Annotated in this window: 23 protein-coding genes and 1 other RNA gene; 6 read left to right on the forward strand and 18 right to left on the reverse strand. The window is 63.4% G+C overall.

Annotated elements, in window-relative coordinates:
- The first annotated feature begins 210 nt into the window (after nucleotides 1-210).
- Nucleotides 211-414: a cold-shock protein gene (locus Q1M07_RS03655; RefSeq protein WP_015768464.1), complete on the forward strand. Its 204-nt coding sequence runs from the start codon at nucleotides 211-213 to the stop codon at nucleotides 412-414.
- A gap of 101 nt (nucleotides 415-515) precedes the next feature.
- Here Q1M07_RS03655 and Q1M07_RS03660 read toward each other — a convergent pair whose 3' ends face one another.
- Entirely contained in the window at nucleotides 516-1,106 is a 591-nt protein-coding gene (locus tag Q1M07_RS03660; RefSeq protein WP_300450869.1) for a flavin reductase family protein, read from the reverse strand.
- A gap of 353 nt (nucleotides 1,107-1,459) precedes the next feature.
- Between Q1M07_RS03660 and mutY the strand changes: the two genes are divergently transcribed.
- Nucleotides 1,460-2,512 (forward strand): A/G-specific adenine glycosylase, encoded by a 1,053-nt coding sequence (mutY, locus tag Q1M07_RS03665; protein ID WP_300450871.1) that lies wholly within the window; start codon nucleotides 1,460-1,462, stop codon nucleotides 2,510-2,512.
- 27 nt (nucleotides 2,513-2,539) lie between these two features.
- Here mutY and Q1M07_RS03670 read toward each other — a convergent pair whose 3' ends face one another.
- From Q1M07_RS03670 to Q1M07_RS03700, 7 genes are all read right to left on the reverse strand, one after another.
- Nucleotides 2,540-6,739: a PAS domain S-box protein gene (locus Q1M07_RS03670; protein WP_300450874.1), complete on the reverse strand. Its 4,200-nt coding sequence runs from the start codon at nucleotides 6,737-6,739 to the stop codon at nucleotides 2,540-2,542.
- Between the two features lie 96 nt (nucleotides 6,740-6,835).
- A complete protein-coding gene (locus tag Q1M07_RS03675) occupies nucleotides 6,836-8,041 on the reverse strand; it encodes a nitrate/nitrite transporter (protein ID WP_300450877.1) in 1,206 nt (401 codons plus the stop codon).
- A complete protein-coding gene (locus Q1M07_RS03680) occupies nucleotides 8,038-8,667 on the reverse strand; it encodes a flavin prenyltransferase UbiX (RefSeq protein WP_300450879.1) in 630 nt (209 codons plus the stop codon). Before Q1M07_RS03680 ends, Q1M07_RS03675 begins: the two co-directional genes overlap by 4 nt.
- Complete coding sequence (locus tag Q1M07_RS03685) at nucleotides 8,660-9,220, reverse strand: Gx transporter family protein (protein ID WP_300450883.1); 561 nt, start codon at nucleotides 9,218-9,220, stop codon at nucleotides 8,660-8,662. The genes Q1M07_RS03680 and Q1M07_RS03685 overlap by 8 nt, the downstream gene beginning before the upstream one ends.
- Nucleotides 9,221-9,286: 66 nt before the next feature.
- Nucleotides 9,287-9,814, reverse strand: a complete 528-nt coding sequence (locus tag Q1M07_RS03690) for a DUF3124 domain-containing protein (protein WP_300450885.1) — start codon at nucleotides 9,812-9,814, stop codon at nucleotides 9,287-9,289.
- A 108-nt stretch (nucleotides 9,815-9,922) separates the two neighbouring features.
- Nucleotides 9,923-10,606 (reverse strand): fumarylacetoacetate hydrolase family protein, encoded by a 684-nt coding sequence (locus Q1M07_RS03695; protein WP_300450887.1) that lies wholly within the window; start codon nucleotides 10,604-10,606, stop codon nucleotides 9,923-9,925.
- A 19-nt stretch (nucleotides 10,607-10,625) separates the two neighbouring features.
- Nucleotides 10,626-11,372 (reverse strand): Nif3-like dinuclear metal center hexameric protein, encoded by a 747-nt coding sequence (locus Q1M07_RS03700; RefSeq protein WP_300450890.1) that lies wholly within the window; start codon nucleotides 11,370-11,372, stop codon nucleotides 10,626-10,628.
- Nucleotides 11,373-11,393: 21 nt separating this feature from the next.
- Here Q1M07_RS03700 and Q1M07_RS03705 point away from each other — a divergent pair, with 21 nt between their 5' ends.
- Nucleotides 11,394-12,593: a trypsin-like peptidase domain-containing protein gene (locus tag Q1M07_RS03705; protein ID WP_300450893.1), complete on the forward strand. Its 1,200-nt coding sequence runs from the start codon at nucleotides 11,394-11,396 to the stop codon at nucleotides 12,591-12,593.
- A gap of 10 nt (nucleotides 12,594-12,603) precedes the next feature.
- Nucleotides 12,604-13,434 (forward strand): class II glutamine amidotransferase, encoded by an 831-nt coding sequence (locus Q1M07_RS03710; RefSeq protein ID WP_300450896.1) that lies wholly within the window; start codon nucleotides 12,604-12,606, stop codon nucleotides 13,432-13,434.
- Between the two features lie 18 nt (nucleotides 13,435-13,452).
- Here the strand turns inward: Q1M07_RS03710 and tatC are convergent, their stop codons facing one another.
- The 10 genes from tatC to hisB form a co-directional block, all read right to left on the reverse strand.
- Nucleotides 13,453-14,319, reverse strand: a complete 867-nt coding sequence (tatC, locus tag Q1M07_RS03715; RefSeq protein WP_300450899.1) for a twin-arginine translocase subunit TatC — start codon at nucleotides 14,317-14,319, stop codon at nucleotides 13,453-13,455.
- Between the two features lie 7 nt (nucleotides 14,320-14,326).
- A complete protein-coding gene (gene tatB, locus Q1M07_RS03720) occupies nucleotides 14,327-14,743 on the reverse strand; it encodes a Sec-independent protein translocase protein TatB (RefSeq protein ID WP_300450902.1) in 417 nt (138 codons plus the stop codon).
- Nucleotides 14,744-14,864: 121 nt separating this feature from the next.
- A complete protein-coding gene (gene tatA, locus Q1M07_RS03725) occupies nucleotides 14,865-15,110 on the reverse strand; it encodes a Sec-independent protein translocase subunit TatA (protein WP_300450905.1) in 246 nt (81 codons plus the stop codon).
- Between the two features lie 82 nt (nucleotides 15,111-15,192).
- Entirely contained in the window at nucleotides 15,193-15,543 is a 351-nt protein-coding gene (locus Q1M07_RS03730) for a histidine triad nucleotide-binding protein (protein ID WP_300450908.1), read from the reverse strand.
- A 2-nt stretch (nucleotides 15,544-15,545) separates the two neighbouring features.
- The gene (locus tag Q1M07_RS03735; protein WP_300450910.1) at nucleotides 15,546-15,902 is read right to left on the reverse strand and encodes a phosphoribosyl-ATP diphosphatase; all 357 of its coding nucleotides are present in this window, start codon (nucleotides 15,900-15,902) and stop codon (nucleotides 15,546-15,548) included.
- Nucleotides 15,899-16,303, reverse strand: coding sequence for a phosphoribosyl-AMP cyclohydrolase (gene hisI / locus Q1M07_RS03740; RefSeq protein ID WP_300450912.1), 405 nt, complete (start codon nucleotides 16,301-16,303; stop codon nucleotides 15,899-15,901). Before hisI ends, Q1M07_RS03735 begins: the two co-directional genes overlap by 4 nt.
- Entirely contained in the window at nucleotides 16,300-17,061 is a 762-nt protein-coding gene (gene hisF, locus Q1M07_RS03745; RefSeq protein WP_300450914.1) for an imidazole glycerol phosphate synthase subunit HisF, read from the reverse strand. The genes hisI and hisF overlap by 4 nt, the downstream gene beginning before the upstream one ends.
- Nucleotides 17,062-17,098: 37 nt before the next feature.
- Entirely contained in the window at nucleotides 17,099-17,842 is a 744-nt protein-coding gene (gene hisA, locus Q1M07_RS03750; RefSeq protein WP_300450917.1) for a 1-(5-phosphoribosyl)-5-[(5-phosphoribosylamino)methylideneamino]imidazole-4-carboxamide isomerase, read from the reverse strand.
- Between the two features lie 49 nt (nucleotides 17,843-17,891).
- On the reverse strand, nucleotides 17,892-18,551 hold the full coding sequence (gene hisH, locus Q1M07_RS03755; protein ID WP_300450920.1) for an imidazole glycerol phosphate synthase subunit HisH: 660 nt from the start codon (nucleotides 18,549-18,551) through the stop codon (nucleotides 17,892-17,894).
- Complete coding sequence (gene hisB, locus Q1M07_RS03760; RefSeq protein WP_300451010.1) at nucleotides 18,551-19,138, reverse strand: imidazoleglycerol-phosphate dehydratase HisB; 588 nt, start codon at nucleotides 19,136-19,138, stop codon at nucleotides 18,551-18,553. Before hisB ends, hisH begins: the two co-directional genes overlap by 1 nt.
- Before the next feature lie 145 nt (nucleotides 19,139-19,283).
- Between hisB and hisC the strand changes: the two genes are divergently transcribed.
- Entirely contained in the window at nucleotides 19,284-20,360 is a 1,077-nt protein-coding gene (hisC, locus tag Q1M07_RS03765) for a histidinol-phosphate transaminase (RefSeq protein WP_300450923.1), read from the forward strand.
- A gap of 55 nt (nucleotides 20,361-20,415) precedes the next feature.
- Nucleotides 20,416-20,514, forward strand: an RNA gene (gene ffs, locus Q1M07_RS03770) — signal recognition particle sRNA small type.
- The last annotated feature ends 92 nt before the right edge of the window (nucleotides 20,515-20,606 follow it).

The following is a 20,606-nucleotide window of genomic DNA, read 5'->3' on the forward strand; positions in this document are numbered from 1 at the left end:
AATTTTTTGCCTGACAGGCGGCCTGGCGAGCGACGGGAACTTAAAATGCTTGACTCGTCTGGCAGACTTAGCGTAAAAAGGCCGAATGTTTTTGGTCAAACCGTCGGACAGGCTGTTTTATAGTCGCAGCTCTGTTTATCGGTGGATTGATTTGGAAGCATGCAAGTCGGGCGACGCCCGGGTTCAGTCTTTTTTCAAGGAAGTGGCAATATGGCAACTGGTACAGTGAAGTGGTTCAATGACGCCAAGGGTTTCGGCTTCATTACTCCGGATGATGGTAGTGAAGATCTCTTCGCTCATTTCTCCGCGATCACCATGGGTGGATTCAAGACCCTCAAAGAGGGCGAAAAGGTTTCCTTCGACGTGACGCAGGGCCCAAAGGGCAAGCAAGCATCGAACATCTCGCGCGCTTGATTATTTTCGGGTGTGCCACAGGGACCCGCCTCCGGCGGGTTTTTTTTCGCTCGCGCCCGCTCCGCGAACGACCCGCCCAGATCCGCGGATCACCTGCCGGACTAGCCTTCCGCGTCGGGGCAGAGCGCCCGATAACGCCCGGCATGGAAAACCAGCGGCTCGGCAGCACTTTCCCGGGCGAAGCTGTGGACGCGGCCGACCAGAATAAGATGGTCGCCACCCGGGTAGTGCGCCTCGTTGCTACACACCAACCAAGCGGCGCAGCCGGCGATCAGCGGTGCGCCGCCGAGTCCCCGGTTGACTTCAACACCGTTGAAACGGTCACCGTCGGGGCTGGCGAAGGATTCCGAAATCCATTGCTGATCGGCGGCCAGCACGTTGACGGCGTAATAGCTGGCTTGCGCGAAAGCCGCGAGGCTAGGCGAAGTGCGCGATAGGCTCCAAAGAATCAGGGGCGGCTCCAGCGAGACGGAGTTGAAGGAACTGATCGTCACGCCGATGGCTCTGCCGTCCGGCGCCAGTGCCGTAACGACCGTGACACCGGTCGGAAAACTGCCCAGGGCATCGCGGAAGTCGCGGCAGAGGGCATCCGGGTTAACCGGCACGGCGTCCGCATCTCCGGTTGTACACGGCGGATCGGTCAACGCCGAGGCGGTTTCCGGGTACTCCGGACAAGCGACAGATAAGCGCATCAGGCGTTGCGAAAGCGTTGTTCGCACATGAGGGGGTCGGCTATCGACAGACGGGTTCTCGACGGGTGCGCTGCGGTCAGACTACGGTCGCGGGCCGCGACCGCCAGTTTCGGCAGCGATTACGGATGGCTTGCCGCCCTCGTCCGCACTTCGAGCGGCGCAACGGCCTGCACCAACTGTGCGATTATCGTCGCAGCGCGTTGCGGTGTCGAGACGATTCGTGCCGGTGCCCGTCGATGGACTGGTCAGTGGCAGATACCCGCGCGCACGGCAAGAGTAAGCGCCTACTCCCGCTTGCCGGTCACAGCCGCACGGACTCTCCGGCAAAGTGCCGTGGTCACCGAGTACGGCCGGTGAGTTCCGCCGCGCGTTTCGTAACTCCAGGCTTCGCTGGCCGTGTCATCGCCTGGCAAGCTGCGCATGGCCGCCATGATCTGCCATGGCAGCAAACGCGCGACGCCTATCGTATCTGGTTGTCCGAAGTCATGCTGCAACAAACGCAAGTGCAGACCGTAATCCCCTACTATGCGCGCTTTGTCGCCCGTTTTCCGACGCTCGAATCACTTGCCGCGGCACCGCTCGCCACTATCCTCGAGATGTGGTCGGGCCTGGGCTACTACGCGCGGGCCCGTAACCTGCATCGCTGCGCACAAACCCTCGTCGCCGAACGGCGCAGTTTCTCGGCCGATCCTCGGGAAAACGCCGGCCTGCCAGGAATCGGACGCTCGACCGCCGCCGCGATCAGCGTCTTTGCCTTTGCTCGCCGGGCCGCGATCCTCGACGGCAACGTCAAACGCGTGCTGGCGCGCTGCTTCGCAGTCGAAGACCCCGTTGCCACGGCTTCGGCGGAACGCGATCTGTGGGCGCTGGCCGAAGTGCTGCTACCCGCTAGCGGTATCGAAGGCTACACGCAAGGGCTGATGGACTTGGGTGCTGCCGTTTGCCGGCGTGCCAAGCCGGCCTGCGAGGCCTGTCCGTTGCACGACATTTGCATGGCCCGGCGCGACGGCCGGCAAGCCGAACTGCCGAAGCGAGGGGCGCGTAAGACGCTGCCGGAACGTACGAGAGACGTCTTGCTGTTGACCGACGGTCGGCGAGTATTGCTCGAACGGCAGCCAGCGATCGGTCTGTGGAGCGGCTTGTTGACCCTGCCCGAGTTGAGCGGCGAGTCGGTCGACACGCTTGCCTTGCGTCATGGTTGTCGTCTGCTGGGCAGCCGGAAGCTGGCGCCGGTGCGACACGGCTTTAGCCATTTCCGCCTGACGCTCAATGTGCTGCGCGCCGACGTCGACGTGATCGGCCCCGGCGTCGCGGAAGACGGTCGGCAATGGCTGCCTCTTGTCGATGTCGATCAGGCCGCTTTACCGGCACCGATCAAGAAACTGCTGCGCGCTCTGACCGCCTGAGCGGCCGCACTGTTCGCCAGATCCCGGTCATTGGCACGCGGACGAGGCAAGGAAGGCTTCGAAGGCCTCGATGGTCAGCGGACGGCTGAACAGGAATCCCTGGTAGCCGTGACAACCTTGACTGCCGAGAAACCGCCGTTGCTCTTCGTTCTCGACTCCCTCGGCAACCACTTTCAACCCCAGGCTGCGACCCATGGTGACAATCGTTTGTGCGATCACGGCGTCGCTCTGGTTATCGGGCAGCCGGCTGACGAACGCACGGTCAATCTTGAGCTGGTCGACCGGCAGGCGCGTCAGGTAGGACAGCGAAGAGTAGCCGGTGCCGAAATCGTCCATCGCGAAGGTGACGCCGAGCAGCTTGATGGCGTTCATCTTGGCGATCGTGTCGGCGACGTTGTCGAGCACCAAGCTTTCCGTCAGTTCGAGCTTCAGGCGTCGCGGCTCGGCACCGCTAGTAGCCAGCACCTGCTTTAGCACTTCGACGAAATCCGCCTGCCGAAACTGGCGTGCACTGACATTGACCGCGATCTGCAGTTCACGCGTGTGCGCCATGCCGGCCCAGGCCTTGAGTTGCGCACAGGCGGTCGTGAGCACCCAGTGGCCGATCGGAACGATCAGCCCGGTATCCTCGGCCAAGGGCACGAACTTGCCTGGCGAAACGAGACCATGGCGCGGATGCTGCCAGCGCAGAAGTGCTTCGACCGCGAAGACGCGTTGTTCGGCATCGACCTGCGGCTGATAATGCAGCACGAATTGCTTCTGTTGCAGCGCCAGGTGCAGGTCTTCTTCAAGTTGACGCCGGTCGCTGGCCGCCTGGTTCATGCTCGCCGTGAAGAATTGCACTGTATTGCGCCCGGCCGATTTAGCATGGTACATCGCCGCGTCGGCATTCTGCATCAGACTCTCCACGCTTTCGCCATCGGCCGGGAAAACGGCGATGCCGATGCTCGATGTCGAATGCAAGGTGTGACCGTGGATCTGATAGGGCAGCGACAACGCTTTGAGGATCTTGCCGGCCACCCGTTCAGCAGCGACAGCGTCCGCACCCGTGAGGACGACGACGAACTCGTCGCCTCCCAGGCGGGCGACGACATCGCTTTCACGCACGGCGCCTCTCAGTCGTGACGACACTTCCAGCAACAGCGCATCGCCGACATGGTGACCGAGGGTGTCGTTGATGGTCTTGAAGCGATCGAGGTCGAGGAACATCACCACCACCGGCGAACTGCTGCCGTCGCGGCGCGCCGACGCCAGCGCCTGATCAAGCCGGCCCTGCAGGTTCGAACGGTTGGGCAGATCGGTAAGCGTATCGAAATGCGCAAGATGACTGATCCGTTCTTCGGCCGCCTTGCGTTCGGAGATATCCACGAAGCTGCCGATGTAGTACTCGATGTTCCCCGAGCCACCGCGAATCGTCGAGATCGAAAGCCATTTCGGATAAACGCTGCCGTCCTTGCGCCGATCCCAGATTTCTCCCTGCCAATGCCCCGTGGCGTTGATCGCCTGCCACATCGCGCGGTATTCCTCGACGCTCGTCCGCCCCGAGGAGAGCAGGCGCGGATCCCTGCCGCGCACCTCGTCCGCGGTATAGCCGGTCAGACGGCAGAAGGCGTGGTTGACCTCGAGGACGCGGTTTTGCCGATCGCTGACCATGATTCCCTCCGCGCTGTGCTCGAAGACGGCCGCCAACAAGCGTAAACGCGTCTCGGTGACGCGACGCTCGCTGACGTCGCGGCACAGCGTGTGCAGAATCACTTCGCCGCGCAGGGTGATCGGTGTTAACGTGACCTCGACCGGCACCGTGGATCCATCCGTACGCTGATGCGACCACTCGAAGCGGTGGTAGCCGAAGCGATGCGCGGCAGCAATCATCGCCGCGCCCTTCTCCCGCGAGGACTGGCCGTCGGGTTGATAGGGCGGCGAGATCGCCGCCGGGTCGTGGCCGAGCAAGTCCGCCTTGGCGACGTAACCCAGCAGTTCCAGTGCCGCCTTGTTGCAATCGACGATGCTGCCGTCCTTGAGCAGCAGCAGGGGATCCTTGGCGTCTTCGAAAAGACGGCGGAAAGCCTCCTCGCTTTCACGCAGCAGTTTGTCGGCCCGCAGGCGCTCCGTGACGTCTTCCTTGACGGCCAGATAATGCGTCACTTCGCCGTGGTCGCCGAAGATCGGCGCGATCGAAGCCTTTTCCCAGAACAGTTCGCCGTTCTTGCGCCGGTTGTGGAACAGCCCGGTCCACACCTTGCCCGCGAGCAGGGTCTGCCACAGGTTTCGATAGGTGTCAGGAGGCGCTTCGCCAGATTGCAGCAGGCGTGGGTTTTGGCCGATGGCCTCGAGCCGCGAATAACCGGTAACACGGGTGAAACTCGGGTTGACGTACTCGATTTCCGCATCGCGGTTCGTGATGACGATGGCGACCGGACTCTGCTCGACGGCTTGCAACAGGTTGCGGGATTCCTCCTCCGCCTCGCGTCGCTCGGAGATATCGGCAAAAACCCAGATGCTGCCTTCCTGCGGCCGACCGGGATCGATCGCCCGGCCCGTCAGAGCGCCCCAGAAGACGCTGCCGTCCTTGCGCTTGAACATCAGTTCGGCGCCGAAGTCGCGATTCTCGGCGACCACCGAATAGGCGCGCTGGCCGATCCTTTCGAAGGTCTCCTGGGAAGGGTAGAAGAGGCGCGAGGACTGGCCGATCAGTTCGCCAGGCGAATAGCCGAAAAGTTCCTCGAGACGCCGATTGCACGAGACGACGCGGCGGTGTTTGAGGTGTACGATGCCGACCAACGCGTTGCCAAGCAAGGTCTCCATTTCGGCCAGCAACTGGCGGTTGCGCTCTTCCATCCGTCGGCGCTCGCTGATGTCGGCCAGGACGTTGGCAATCAGCGGCGCTTCGCCTGGCGAGCTGTGTATGACGAACAAGGTATGGATGGTCGGCACGGTACGCCCGGAGAGCGCACGCAATTCGATCTCGCCGGTCCATTGGCCTGCCGGCACCACCTGAGGCAACACTTCACGCTGCAGCCTGTGCGCATCCTCCTGACTGTAGAACTGCTCGAACGAGTAATCACCGCAGTCGGCTTCCGGCGGCATGTCCAGCATCCGGCGCAGCGCGGGGTTGGCATAGAGAATGGTCCCGTCGAGTCGCGCCATACCGATTCCCTGTCCGGCCGCCTCGACCAGGCGCTGAAAGATTTCCAGTCGTTCGCTGTTGGCGCGTAGCTGTCGGCCGCTGTCCACCAGATCGGCGACGACCTTCGCTTCGTCTCGTTCGCTGCGCCACAGTTGCCACAGCAGGCTGCTCAGCAGTGCGAGTAGCGTGAGGCCGCTGAAACCCACGACGAGCGCGTGGGTTCGCCAGCCGCTCAGGACGTCGTCTCGACTGGCGCCGGTGATGAAGTAAAACGGATAACGTTCGAGACGCCGAAAGCTATCGATGCGGCGGATGCCGTCCGGTGCCGTGTAATTCAGCGTCCCCGTCCGGTCGCCAGCGTCGAGTCGCTGGCGAATCGGGTGTGGAGAATCAAGCGGCTTGTTTACTGGCTTCGCCAGATGTGGCCAGCCGACAACCAATCGATGATCGTCGCTGCGGCGCAGGACCATCGATCCATTGCGGCCGAGATCGACCTCCCTCAAGAGTGCTTGATAGCGTTCGAGATCGAGTACCGCGGTGACGGCGCCGAGAAAGGATCCGTCGCCGCCGCGCAGGGCCCGGCCGACGATCAGGCTCGGCCGGCCGGTGGCACGAGAAACCAGAACCTCTGAAAAGACGAGGTCAGCGCGCGGATCCTGATGCAGGACGCGAAAGTAATCGCGGTCGACGACGTTGATCCGTGGCGTGTTGGCCGCGTCCGAGCTGTACAGCAGGTCACCCTTTTCGTCGAACACTCGCAAAGCGATAACTTCTTCGAAATTGAGCAGTCGCGAGTCCAGTTCGCTCGCCACTTCGCCGGCCAGGCGGTCGGCCGGCTGACGCACCGGCCAGCGAGCCGAAAGGTGACGGGCCAGTTCCTCCAGAACAGCGTCGGTTCGCCGCAGGGTCGCGTCGAGGCGGGTCGCGAAAATGGTCGAGTAGTTGCGCGTCCTCATCTCGGCTTCGGCAATCTGTTCCTGGTAGTTCAGCCATACCTGCCAGGCAAGCAGTTGCAATACCACCAGAACGAGCAAGCCAAGACCGATCAGCAACTTGCGACGTTGCCTATGGTTGCCGGAAAGGGAGTTGATGGCATTCATCACTCCATACTGCAAGACTTCACCGGCGAAGGCAAGGTGGCGGTGTGCGCCAGCGCCGGCCGCAAGCGACGCTTTGCGGGTCCGCACAGTGCCAGTTCAGCCAGCCGGCGCTGTCTTTGTCCGACCGATCGCCCAACGCCCAAAGCCAACCCCGGCGGCCAGCGTCACGAAAGCGGCCAGCCAGCCGGCGTGAGCACCGCGGCCAAAGGTGTCGAGCGCGACGCCGAACGCTACCGGCCCGACAAAGCCTCCGGCAAATCCGATGGTCGAGTACAGCGCGAGAGCGGTGCCACGTATCTCGCTGGGCGTTTCGGTGAGCACTCCCGCCGTCAGCGCCGCCGAGTCGAGATTCATGCTTGCCGCGTAGAGCAGGATCAGCGGGATCAGCAAATGGCGCGACAGGTCGCCCGACAAGCCGACGGCAAGCGCCAGCACGCACGACAAAGGCATCACGCCACGCAGCCAGCGGAGGCGTCCCCAGCGATGCGCTCCTTCGTTGCCAAGGAAGCTCGCCGGAACCGCTAGAAAGGTGGCGAGAGCGGCAATCAAGCCCGGCCTGCCCGTCCATGCGTGCGGCATGTCCGCATGAGCCCAGGTGAGGTAGGCAACCAGCCAGGCACGAAAGCCGAAGAGTTCCCAATTATGACCAAAATAGCCGCCGCAGTAGGCCAGGATACGGCGGTCGCGCAGGACGATCGGCCAGTGTCCGTCGCGGCTCGCCGTCCGTCGCGGCGGCTCGATCGGGCAAACGCCCTGCCACACCAGCAGCACCGACAAGGCCGCGCCTGCGGCGCCGAGGGCGAAGACGCAGGGCCATGGCAGAATCGTCTGCGCCAGTTCGATCCAGAGATACGACAGGCCCGCACCGATTCCGAAAGTGGCGGTGTAGAACGCGGTGCCGCGCGACTGCGCGGCGGCTGGCAAACGATCGGTCAATGCCTTGAGGCCCGGCATATAGGTGCCGGCGAGACCGAGACCGGCCAGCCACCACCAGGCCAGAGCGGCAGGCAAACCGTCGGCGAAACCGGCAAAACCGGCCATGGCAAGACCGCTGAGCGTGGCGCAGGCGAGGTGGATGCGTCGCGCGTCGACGCGATCGGTCAAGCTGACCAGGATGGGGACGGCGACGATGTAGCCGAAGAAAAAAACCCCGCCGAGCCAGCCACCTTCGGTCGCCGACAGCGACCACTGCTGCGAAAGTCGTGGCAGCAGCGATGGCACCAGCGCAAAACCGGCCATCGAAACGGCTTCGGCGCCGCAGAAGACGGCGATCAACGCTCGTGGCGAGCGCGCCCGCTTCATCCTGGCGAGCCGTCGTTCCGCGTGGCCGCTCCCCAGCGGGGCAGCAGCGAGTGAGCTACCTGCAATTGGTCCAGGATGCGTGCCACGACGAAATCCACAACTTCGTCGACGCTTTGCGGATGGTGGTAGAAACCCGGGTTGGGCGGCAGAATCACGGCTCCGGCACGCGCCAGGCGCAACATGTTCTCGAGGTGAATCGTCGACAACGGCGTTTCGCGCGGCACCAGGATCAGCTTGCGGCCTTCTTTGAGGACCACATCGGCCGCGCGCTCGATCAGCTTGTCCGCCAAGCCCTGCGCGATGGCCGCCAGGGTTCCCATGGAACATGGGCAGACGACCATCGCATCCGGTGGGTTGGAGCCGCTGGCGACCGGCGCGAACCATTCGTCGCGACCGTATACGTCGAGCCGGCCGGCCAACGCCCGGTAGCGTTCCCGGAGACTGGCGCGCGCCTCGGCAGCACGCGCCGGTAGTTCGAAGCCCATTTCCTGCCGGGCGACGATCGGCGCCACCTGCGAGTAGAGAAGTTGAACGCGACAACCAGCCGCCAGCAGGCACTCCAGCAGGCGAACGCCGTAGGGCATCCCGGAAGCGCCGGTCAAGGCGAGGCAGATGGTTTCAGGCATTTTCCAGATCCGGTGGCGCGGCGGCGGCGTCGCTCGACCACTCTTCAAGCAATCGAGCGGCCAGCAGGCCGTTGATGATGCCGAAAGCGAGCGCGGCGGCGGCAAACAAAGGCAGCAACAGAAACAGTCCGTCGTGCGGAATCAACCACAGCCTGGCCAGCCAAAGCTGTCCACCGATATGGGCAAAAGCCGCCAGAACGCTCCAGCTCAGTGGTCCAAACCAGCGCTTGGGCAAGTGTTGGGCAGCGGCCAGGACGAGCAGACTGAACAGCGCACCGGTCAGGCTCATGAAAAAACCGGGCGACAGGAAATGGCCCAACAGGAGGCTGCCAGCAAAGACGCGCAGGCCGCTGACCCAGGCCGCGGCGCCCCAGCCGTAGCGTGCCAGAACGAGCAGGGTGACGATGTTGGCCAGGCCGGGCTTGACACCCGGCAGCGGCAGAGGGATCGCCATATCGACCAGCGACAGGCCGATCGCCGCGGCCGCCAGCCGCGCGATGCGCTGGTCCTCCGGCGTCGCTGTCAGGCGGACCGCCAAGCGGCTAGCGGCCATCCGGCGTCACCAGCGTCTGGCATGGGGCGCCGGATGGCCGCTGGCGATCGGGTCGAGCCGCAACGCTCATGGTTCCGAAATCGCTCGGCCGCGCGAAATGAAGGCCATCGAGTAACCGGCCTGGAATCTCGAGTGCAGCGCCTCGATGGTAGGCGGCGATACCGGCGTGGCGGCGTCCCACTTGATCGCATAGTTAGCACCCGACCCACCGGCGTTCTCGCGCAGTTCGACAAACAGCTCAAAGGTGCCGAAGGGCGGAACGATTTTCGGTACCGGCACGGAGTTGCGGATCAGTGCACCATCGGTGTTGTAATAGGGCGCGGCAACGATGCGGATCGAGTTGCTCGGGTCGGTGTTGCGCACGCTGACCAGGACCGACATCAGCGTGCTCTCGGGAGCGCCCGAGGAGCCCAGGTTGCCGTGCCGAATCGCCGAGTAGATGGGTACATAGACCGTCTGGCCACGGGTCGGCGGTTCGATACCCTCGGCAAGTGCCGTGGGCAGCGCGCCAAGCAAGGCCAACGTGGCGGCCAGTCGGCCGCTGAAAGCGGAGAAGTCCGAGTGGAATCGGAACGGTATGCAGAGGGTGTGCATGGTCTGCTCCTTTCGTGGGAATGGTTGAACTCGGCGATTATCGCTCAGTACACCGGCGGCGGACATCGGCCGCCGGCTTGCCGGGTGCCGGCCGGAAGCTTTCGCAGATCAGACGAGCCTGACCGTCAGTTCGCCGACGCCAGCGACGCCCGCGACGAGCAGGTCGCCACGCAACACGGTCGACACGCCGGCCGGCGTACCGGTGAAGATGAGGTCTCCCGGCGCGAGAGCGACATAGGTGGACAGATTGGCGATCACTTCGCCGACCTTCCAGGCCATCTGTTCGAGATCGCCGGTCTGCCGCGCTTGGCCATTGACCGTCAGCCAGATCGCGCCGCGTGCCGGATGGCCGACGGCCGCAACCGGATGGATGGTGCCGATCGGCGCGCTCTGGTCGAAACCTTTGGCCATGTCCCAGGGATGTCCCTTATCCTTCGCGACCTGCTGCAGGTCACGTCGCGTCAAATCCACTCCGACGGCGTAACCATAGACGCAGTCGAGGGCGCGTGCCGCCGGAATGCCGGCGCCACCGGCGGCAAGCGCGACGACCAGCTCGACCTCGTGCTGAAGTTTTCCAGTCAGCGTCGGATAAGCGACATCGCCACCGCCCGGCACCAGCGCGTCGGCCGGTTTGCTGAAGAAGAAGGGCGGCTCGCGCGTGTCGGCGCCCATCTCGGCGGCATGGTCCGCGTAATTGCGACCGACGCAGTAGACGCGACGTACCGGAAAAAGGTCGTTGCCCTCGGCAACCTGAACAGCGATGCGGGCGGGCGGTGGAATAACGTAGCTCATGGTGACTCCTCGTGGTGGTTCAGATCGGGTTGTCGATGTCGACGAACCGGCACTCCAGACCGCAGCGCTCGGCCAGATGCGCGGTCAGCGCCTGCACACCGTAGCGTTCGCTGGCATGGTGTCCGGCGGCGATGAAGGCGACGCCGGATTCGCGCGCGAGGTGAACGGTCTGCTCGGAGATCTCGCCGCTCAGGTAGAGGTCCACGCCGAGCCCGATGGCCTGTTCGAACAGGCTCTGCGCCGCGCCCGAACACCAGGCGACGCGGCTCACCGGGCGGCCGCCATCGCCGATCAGCAAGGGTACGCGTCCCAGTTCATTCGCCACCTGCTGCGCGACACTGGACAGCGTGGCCGGGGTTGTCAGCCGCCCCAGCCAGCCAATGTCCTGTTCGCCAAAACGTGTCTCCGCCAGCCAACCGAACTTCTTGGCCAGTTGCGCGTTGTTGCCGAGTTCGGGATGCGCATCGAGCGGCAGGTGGTAGGCGATGAGATTGATGTCGTGTTTGAGCAGTGTCTGCAGACGAGCTTTGCGGATGCCGGTGACGCGACCGTCTTCGCCACGCCAGAACCAGCCATGATGGACCAGGATGGCGTCGGCGCCCGACTCGACGGCGGCTTCGAGCAGTGCCTGGCTGGCCGTGACACCAGCGACCAGGCGCCCGACTTCAGGCCGTCCTTCCACTTGCAGGCCGTTTGGGCAATAATCCCGAAAACGCCCTGCCTCCAGCAGATTGTCCAGGTAGCGTGTCAATTCCTCGCGTTTCATTCACTGGCTCCGGTTTTGCCCATGCGTAGGCTCTGGCTGATTTTTGCACAAACGGTCACGATAGGTCTGGCCCTGCTTTTCGTGGTCAGCACGCTGAAGCCGGAATGGCTGGGCAAGCGGCCGCTCAGCGGCGCCAGCGTCGTGGCCTTGCAGGAATCGGCAAGCCCCGCCGCGCCGGCGCTCGTCGCGACATCGTTTCGTGAGGCCGCCAAAAAAGCTCTGCCGTCGGTCGTGCACATCTTTACCTCGCAGAAAATCAAGACGCGCCGGCATCCGCTGCTCGACGACCCGGTTTTTCGCCACTTTTTTGGCGACGGCGCCGACGGCGACGGCCCACGCACTTCCGGCCTCGGCTCGGGAGTCATCGTCAGCCCCAGCGGCTATATTCTCACGAACTTCCACGTTGTCGAAGCCGCGGACCAGATCGAGATCGCCCTCAGCGACGGTCGCAACCTTAACGCCCGCCTGGTCGGTAGCGATCCCGAGTCCGATCTTGCCGTGCTGCAGATCAGCGAGCAGAACGGCAAGGAACTCGTCCTGCCGGCGATCACCCTGGGCCGCATGGAGGGCGTCGTCGTCGGCGACGTGGCGCTGGCCATTGGCAACCCCTTCGGTGTCGGGCAGACGGTGACGATGGGTATCATTTCAGCACTCGGTCGTTCGCATCTGGGAATCAATGCCTTCGAGAACTTCATTCAGACCGACGCGGCGATCAACCCGGGCAATTCGGGCGGCGCGTTGGTCGACAGCCAAGGCAACCTGATCGGCATCAATACCGCGATCTACTCGCGCTCGGGTGGCTCGCTCGGGATCGGTTTTGCAATTCCGATCTCGATCGCCAGGAACGTCATGGAGCAGATCATCCAGACCGGCAGCGTGACGCGCGGCTGGATCGGTGTCGAGGCGCAGGAGATCTCGGTGGATCTGGCCGAGTCCTTCGGCCTGCCGGACACGGCCGGGGCGCTGATCGCCGGCGTCTTGCGCGGCAGTCCGGCCGATGCCGGCGGGATCAAGCCGGGCGATATCCTGCTCGCCGTCGACGGTCGGCCGGTCAAGGATCCGCAAGGCATGCTCGATCTGATCGCCGGCCAGAAGCCGGGCGATACGGTAAGTTTCAAATTGCGCCGTCAGAACAACATTCTCGAGACGACGGTGAGGATCGGCAAGCGCGCGCCGCAGCGACGCGAGCGCGAGCGCGAGCGCGAGCGCGAGCGCGAATAGGGCCAGGCCCATGTGTCAACTGCTCGGCATGAACTGCAATGTGCCGACCGACATTTGCTTTTCCTTCGCCGGTTTTCAAGCACGCGGCGGTGTCACCGACGTGCATGCCGACGGCTGGGGAATCGCCTTTTTCGAGGGTCGCGGCACACGGGTCTTCCTCGACCCGCAGCCGTCCAGCGTTTCCCCTGTCGCCGAACTGGTACGCAACTATCCGATTCATTCGATGAACGTCGTGGCGCACATCCGCAAGGCGACGCAGGGGGTTGTGGCGCTCGAGAACACCCATCCCTTCATGCGCGAACTTTGGGGTCGCTACTGGATCTTCGCGCACAATGGCAATTTACCCGACTTCTCACCCGAACTTGACGGCAGCTTCACCCCAGTCGGACAGACCGACAGCGAACGTGCGTTCTGCTGGCTGCTGCAGACGCTGCGGCAGCGCTTCGGTAGCCGACCGCCTACCCAGCCCAGGCTGTTCGAACTGCTACATCAACTGACGGTCGAGGTCGGCCAGCGCGGTGCGTTCAACTACTTGCTGTCGAATGGCGATTGCCTGTTTGCCCACTGCTCGACCCAGCTCACCTATATCGTACGCCAGGCGCCGTTTGCCGTTGCCCATTTGCGCGATCAGGATCTGAGTATCGATTTCAGTGCCGTGACGACGGTCGCCGATCGTGTCGCCGTAATCGCCACCGTGCCGCTGACCGACAACGAGACGTGGACCGTGATGGACAGCGGCAGCCTGTGGCTTTTCGAGGAGGGAGCGCCGGTCAGACACCAGACAACCGTTGCCGGACCTCAGCAACCCTCTCCGGCAGACTGTGCGTCGACTCTGGCCTAAGACACGCTGGCGGAGAACTCAGGCATCCGGCTTGCGGTCGTCGTCCCGCGGTTTGCCGAGATCGGCGATCGCCTTTCCCATTTCCTCGGCCGACATCGGCCTCCAGTCGCTCGCCGGGGTGTCCGTGCCCGGCACGGCGGCGGACTCGGTCGGCCCGGCGACAGCGCCCGGCCGCCGGTGGACGAAACGGGCAAGAAACATCCCTAGTTCGAATAGCAGGCACAGCGGAATGGCCATCATCAGTTGGGAAATCACGTCGGGTGGCGTGAAGATGGCGGCAACGACGAATGCGCCGACGATCACGTAGGGCCGCCATTCCTTGAGCTTGGCGAGGTCGACGATACCGACCTGAACGAGAACGACGACCAGTACCGGCACTTCGAAGGTCACCCCGAAAGCGATGAAGGTCGTCATCACGAAGGAAAGATACTTCTCGATGTCCGTCATCCACGCAACGCCCGCCGGCGCCACGTTGGCCATGAAGCCGAAGACGGTCGGGAAGACCAGGAAGTACGCGAAGGACATACCGACGAAGAAGAGCAAAACGCTCGCCCCAACGAGCGGCAGCGCCAGCCGCTTTTCGTGCGCATAAAGGCCCGGCGCGACAAACGCCCAGACCTGGTAAAGAACGTACGGCAGGGCGATCAGGAAAGCGACCATCAAAGCCACTTTCATCGGTACCAGGAAGACGCCGACGACATCCGTAGCGATCATTTGCCCACCTTGCGGCAGCGTTGCCAGCAGGGGTTGCGCGAGCAGCGCATAGAGCTCCTTGGCCCACGGGAAAAGGCAGACGAAGACGATGCCGATGGCCACCAGCGACCGGATCAAGCGATCGCGCAGTTCGACGAGGTGCGAGAGAAAAGAGTCTTCGGGCAGCGTCATCGAGCACTCAGGCCGGCCGGGTCGGAGGCTCGGCTGGCGAGGCCGCCGGCGCCACCAAGGTGGGTCGGGCCGGGTCGCCTGCCGTGGCCGATGGGGAAGTCGCCGAAACGATGACGGCGTCCGAGGCAACTGGTGGTGTCAACGCTTCGCCGGCTGCCTGCGCGGTCTGACGCACCGCCTCGATCTCGCTCGTCAGGCTCTGTTCGACGCGGCGCGCAGAATCCTGGATCTCGGCCTGCAACTTCTTCAACTCGTCGAGCTGGATCTCGCGGTTGATGTCCGACTTCACGTCGCTGACGTAGCGCTGCAGGCGGCCGAGCAGGTGTCCGGCCGTGCGGGCCACTTTGGGCAATCGCTCGGGACCGATGACCACCAGCGCCACGATGGCAATGACGATCATCTCGGAAAAGCCGATATCGAACATGGACGACCGCTTGATGAAGTAAGGGGGATGAACTGGAGGGAGCGCGATCGGCAATCGATGGGCGGCATAGCGAAACCGACCGGAAACCAATCGCCGAACCCATGTCCGACGCGCGCCTGGCCTAGCTCTTGGTCTTTTCCCTGATCTCGCCCTCGATGGTGTGGCCAGCGTTGACCTGTGGCGTGGGGGCCGCAGCGGGCGCTCCCTCGGCCGGCTTGTCCTCGGCCGTCGCATCGCGCATGCCGTCCTTGAAGCCCTTGACGGCACCACCCAGATCCGACCCCAGATTGCGCAGCTTCTTGGTACCGAAAATCAACAGGATGATGATCAGAACGATCAACCAATGCCAGATACTCAAAGAGCCCATATCAGGCCTCCATTAAGGTGAAAGTCGGGGCGCGCGTGGCGCCGGCTAAGGCCGGGCACCGCCCGTGGCTGGCGGCGCGGCGTCAGATTCGTTTGAGCATCGGCCCTACCGGCTCCGATCCGCCGACGATGTGGGCGTGCAGGTGCGGTACCTCCTGATGGCCAATGCGGCCAGTGTTGATGATCACCCGGAAGCCATCCGGGCTGCCTTGTTCGCTTGCCAGCCGATTGGCGATGGCAAGCATGCGGCCGAGAACAGGGATGTCGGCCTCGCTGACCGTTGCCAGGGAAGTGATGTGATGCTTGGGAATTACCAGCAGGTGTACCGGCCGTGCCGGGTTGATGTCGTGAAAAACCAGGACTTCGTCGTCCTCGTAGACCTTGCGCGACGGAATCTGTCCGCGCGCGATCTTGCAGAAAAGGCAGTCGTCCATCCTCAGTTCTTCCGTGATGTCTTCTCGTCGCGCGCTGTCTTGTCCTCGCGTGACTTCTTCTCGTCGATGCCGGAGATGCCTTCTCGCCGCCGCATTTCCTGCAACACATCCTCGATCGACAGGCCGTAGAAAGCGAGCAGGACCATAGTGTGGTAAAGGACATCGGCCGATTCCCAGACGACATGCAGGCGGTTGCCCTCCTTGCCGGCCATGATCAGTTCCGCTGTCTCCTCGCCGATCTTTTTCAGGATCGCGTCCGGTCCCTTGGCCATCAGCTGTGCCGTGTAGGAAGTTTCCGGGTCAGCCTTGCGCCTGGAAAGCAGAGTTTCCGAGATCCGGTGCAGCATGTCCATGTTCATTTGCCGTAGATATCCTTGGGTTCTTTGAGCACCGGGTCGGCGGCAACCCAGAAGTCCCCATCCAGTTGATAAAAGAAGCAGCTTTCGCGGCCGGTGTGGCAGGCGATACCACCTGCCTGATCGACCAACAGCAGCAGGACATCACCGTCACAGTCGGTACGGATCGCCCTTACCCGCTGCACATGGCCGGATTCCTCGCCCTTGCGCCACAGCCGACGGCGCGAACGCGACCAGTATACTGCGGTCCCGCTGTCAACCGTCGCTCGAATCGCTTGCCGGTTCATGAAGGCAAACATCAGCACCCGGCCGCTGGCGGCGTCCTGTGCGATGGCGGGAATCATGCCGTTCTCGTCCCACCGGAGAGCGTCTATCCACCGCTCCGTAGAATCGAGATCGCTCACAGGCGGACCTCGATACCACATCCACGCATGTATTCCTTGGCTTCGCGTACGGTATGTTCGGAAAAATGGAAGATGCTCGCCGCCAGAACCGCGTCGGCGTGGCCTTCCGAGACGCCCTCGGCCAGATGCCGCAGATTGCCGACGCCGCCGCTGGCAATCACCGGAATACCAACCGCGTCGGCCACCGCACGCGTCAACGGCAGATCGAAGCCGTTACGGGTGCCGTCGCGATCCATGCTGGTGAGCAGAATCTCGCCGGCGCCGAGTTGCTGCACGCGGCGCGCCCAGTCGATCGCGTCGAGGCCGGTCGGGCGGCGCCCGCCGTGCGTAAACACCTGCCAGCGATCGGCCGCCACCTGCTTCGCATCGATCGCCACGACGATGCACTGGTTGCCGACCTTGGCCGACGCTTCGGCCACGAGATCCGGGTTCTCGACCGCCGCCGTGTTCATGCTCACCTTGTCGGCTCCGGCGTTGAGCAGGCGCCGCACGTCGGTGACCGAACGCACGCCGCCGCCCACCGTCAGCGGAATAAAGACCTGTGCGGCACAGGCCTCGACGATGTGCAGGATGATGTCCCGTTGATCCGATGACGCCGTGATGTCGAGGAAAGTCACTTCGTCGGCGCCTTGCTCGTCGTAGCGGCGAGCAATTTCTACGGGGTCACCGGCATCGCGCAAGTCGATGAAATTGGTGCCCTTGACGACGCGACCCGCAGTCACGTCCAGGCAGGGGATGATCCGCTTCGCCAGACCCAAGGTCAATGACCGCCCGGTTCGCGCCGTTTGGCTCGGGTCATCGATTCGTTGCCCGGTCGGCTTCCGCCTGCGCCAGGGCAAAATCGAGCGAGCCATCGTAGATCGCCCGGCCAGCGATGGCAGCGCTGATGCCTTCTTCTTCGACCGCACAGAGTTGCCGGATATCGTCCAGGCTCGACAGGCCGCCACTGGCGATGACCGGAATCAACAGCGCCTGCGCCAGCTTCACCGTGGCCTCGACGTTGATTCCCGACAGCATGCCGTCGCGTCCGATGTCGGTATAGACGATGGCTTCGACACCGTAGTCTTCGTATTTGCGCGCCAGATCGACGACGTCGTGGCCAGTCATTTTCGACCAGCCGTCGACCGCCACCTTGCCATCCCGGGCGTCGAGACCGACGATGATGTGGCCGGGAAAGGCACCGCAGGCGTCATGCAGAAAGCCGGGGTTCTTGACCGCAGCGGTGCCGATGATGACATAACTGACGCCGTCGTCGAGGCAGCGTTCGATGGTGTCGAGGTCGCGAATGCCGCCCCCCAGTTGCACCGGGATGTCGTCCCCGACGGCTTCGACGATCTCCTTGATGGCTTTCTCGTTTTTCGGTTTGCCGGCAAAAGCCCCGTCGAGGTCTACGATATGCAGGCGACGCGCTCCCTGTGCCAACCAGTGGCGAGCCTGATCTCCGGGCGAGGTCGAGAAGACGGTCACCTGATCCATCAGGCCTTGTTTGAGGCGGACACACTGCCCCTGTTTGAGGTCAATCGCGGGAATGATCAGCATGTTGAAAGCAGACGTGAAAAGTTGAAACTAGCCAAGCGCTGGCCGTCGATCAGGGCTTCCAGGCAACAAAGTTTCCGAGCAGGGTGAGCCCCGTTACGGCGCTCTTTTCCGGGTGGCACTGAATGGCGAAGATATTATCCCGTGCCACCGCACTGGTAAAGGGCAGACCATAGTCGGTAGTGCCGACGACACAGGCCGAGTCGACCGGGTCCACAAAATAGCTATGCACGAAATAGAAACGGGCGTCGTCGGCAATACCCTTCCACAAAGGGTGGGCGCGCTTGTGCCGAACCTCGTTCCAGCCCATGTGAGGCACCTTGAGCCGCTTACCCGCCGCGTCGAACATGCGCTCTGCCGGAAAGCGCCGGACCGTACCGCGGAGCAGGCCGAGGCCGGCCACATCGCCTTCCTCGCTGTGTTCGAAAAGCATTTGCTGGCCGATACAGATACCGAGAAACGGCTTGGTCGTCGCGGCCTCGAGCACAGCGGAGCGCAATCCTCGCAACTCGATCTCACGCATGCAGTCGGGCATCGCTCCTTGGCCGGGGAAGACCACGCGTTCCGCACCGACGACCACCTCCGGGTCGGCCGATACCAGTACCTGCCGGTCGGCGGCAACGCGTACCAGCGCCTGCCAGACCGAACGCAGATTGCCCATGCCGTAATCGACGACGACGACGGCCCCCGGCGCGGCCGCGGCGGGGGCCATCAGAGCGCGCCCTTGGTCGAGGGAATACTGCCGGCGGTGCGGGGATCCGCCTCGACTGCCATGCGCAGCGCGCGACCGAAGGCCTTGAAAATCGTTTCCGCCTGGTGATGCGCATTCATGCCGCGCAGATTGTCGATGTGCAACGTCAGCCGCGCATGGTTGGCAAAGCCCTGGAAAAACTCGTGTACCAGATCGACATCGAAGGCGCCGATCGTCGCTCGTCTGAAATCGACGTGGAACTCGAGACCCGGACGACCCGACAGATCGACGACGACGCGTGACAGCGCCTCGTCGAGAGGAACGTAGGCGTACCCGTAGCGCCGCAGACCCTGTTTATCGCCCAGGGCCTGCGCGAGCGCCTGGCCGACGGTGATGCCGATATCTTCGACCGTATGGTGCGCGTCGATGTGCAGATCGCCAGCGGCTTCGATGTCGAGGTCGAGCAGTCCGTGGCGCGACACCTGATCCAGCATGTGATCGAGGAAGGGTACACCGGTGGCCAGACGGCTGCAACCGCTACCGTCGAGGTCGAGACGAACGGTGATCCGGGTTTCTAGCGTGTTTCTGGAAACTACTGCTTGCCGCATCGAGTGTCCATCGCTGGGTGAGATGTCGAGTCCGGAAAAGACGTCAGCCGGCGTCGGTGAGTGGCGAAGATCGTCGATGCGCGGACCAGGAAAGGCGCATGATACCATTTCGTGCTTTCCATGGAGCCGAAGCGAGCCGCCTTTCATGAGCCAGTACTGGAGTTCCCTCGTTCACCGACTGAAGCCCTACGTTCCCGGCGAGCAGCCCAAACTGGTGAATCTCGTCAAGCTGAATACCAACGAAAACCCTTACCCACCTTCACCGCGCGTCGCCGCGGCGATCGCCGATGAACTGGCGAATGGCGGCCAGGCCTTGCGGCTTTACCCGGACCCCAATGCCGAGCGCCTGAAGGAAGCAATTGCCGCCCGCCACGCCGGGTTCGGCATCGGCGCCCGACAGGTCTTCGTCGGCAACGGTTCCGACGAGGTGCTGGCGCATGTGTTCGCTGCGCTGCTCAAACACGATCTGCCGGTTCTCTTTCCGGACATCACCTACAGCTTCTACCCGGTGTATTGTCGTTTGTACGATGTGGCCTGGGAAAGCGTGCCGCTGGACGACCGTTTCGCGATCCGGATCGAAGATTATGCACGCCCAAACGGCGGCATAATCTTCGCGAATCCCAATGCACCGACCGGCTGCCTACTGCCGCTGGCTTCGATCGAGCGCCTGCTCGTCACCCAAAGCCGGTCGGTCGTCGTGGTCGACGAAGCCTACGTCGATTTCGGTGGCGAGTCGGCGATTGCCCTGGTCAATCGCCACCCCAATCTGCTGGTCGTGCAGACGTTCTCCAAGTCGCGTTCGCTGGCCGGCCTGCGGATTGGTTTCGCGGTCGCCCAGCGCGACCTGATCGAGGCGCTCGAGCGCGTCAAGGACAGCTTCAACTCATACCCGCTGGATCGACTCGCGATCGCCGGAGCGGTCGCCGCGCTGACCGACGAAGAGCACTTCGAAACGACGCGCCAGGCGGTCATCAGGAGCCGTGAAGCGCTGCGCAGCGCACTGCTGGCGCTTGATTTCGATGTCTTGCCGTCGGCCGCCAACTTTGTTTTTGCCCGTCACTCGCGGCATGACGCCGGCCAACTGGCGGCCGCCTTGCGTGAACACGGCGTTATCGTTCGCCATTTCCCGCTGCCGCGCATCGATCAGTATCTGCGCATCACGATTGGCAACGAGGTTCAATGCGCCGCTTTGCTTGACGCGCTGCGCGCGATCATGCACTGAGCACAAAGCCGCCGTGCGCCAACGCGCGGGCCGATGATGTGGTAGGATTCTACGTGGCGGGTCTCCCCGCATCGCAGGACGGTGAACCTGGTCAGGTCCGGAAGGAAGCAGCCACAGCCGTCTCACGTGAGTGCCGGGGGTAAGGCTCGCCACCCTTTCCGCCACCTAGCCAAGGCCGCCAATCGACTGCGCTGCGGTTGGCCCCGACGCCGATGGCACGCGTTCGGCGGCCGAAATCTCCGGCTG

Source organism: Accumulibacter sp., assembly GCF_029255285.1.
Taxonomy (GTDB): domain Bacteria; phylum Pseudomonadota; class Gammaproteobacteria; order Burkholderiales; family Rhodocyclaceae; genus Accumulibacter.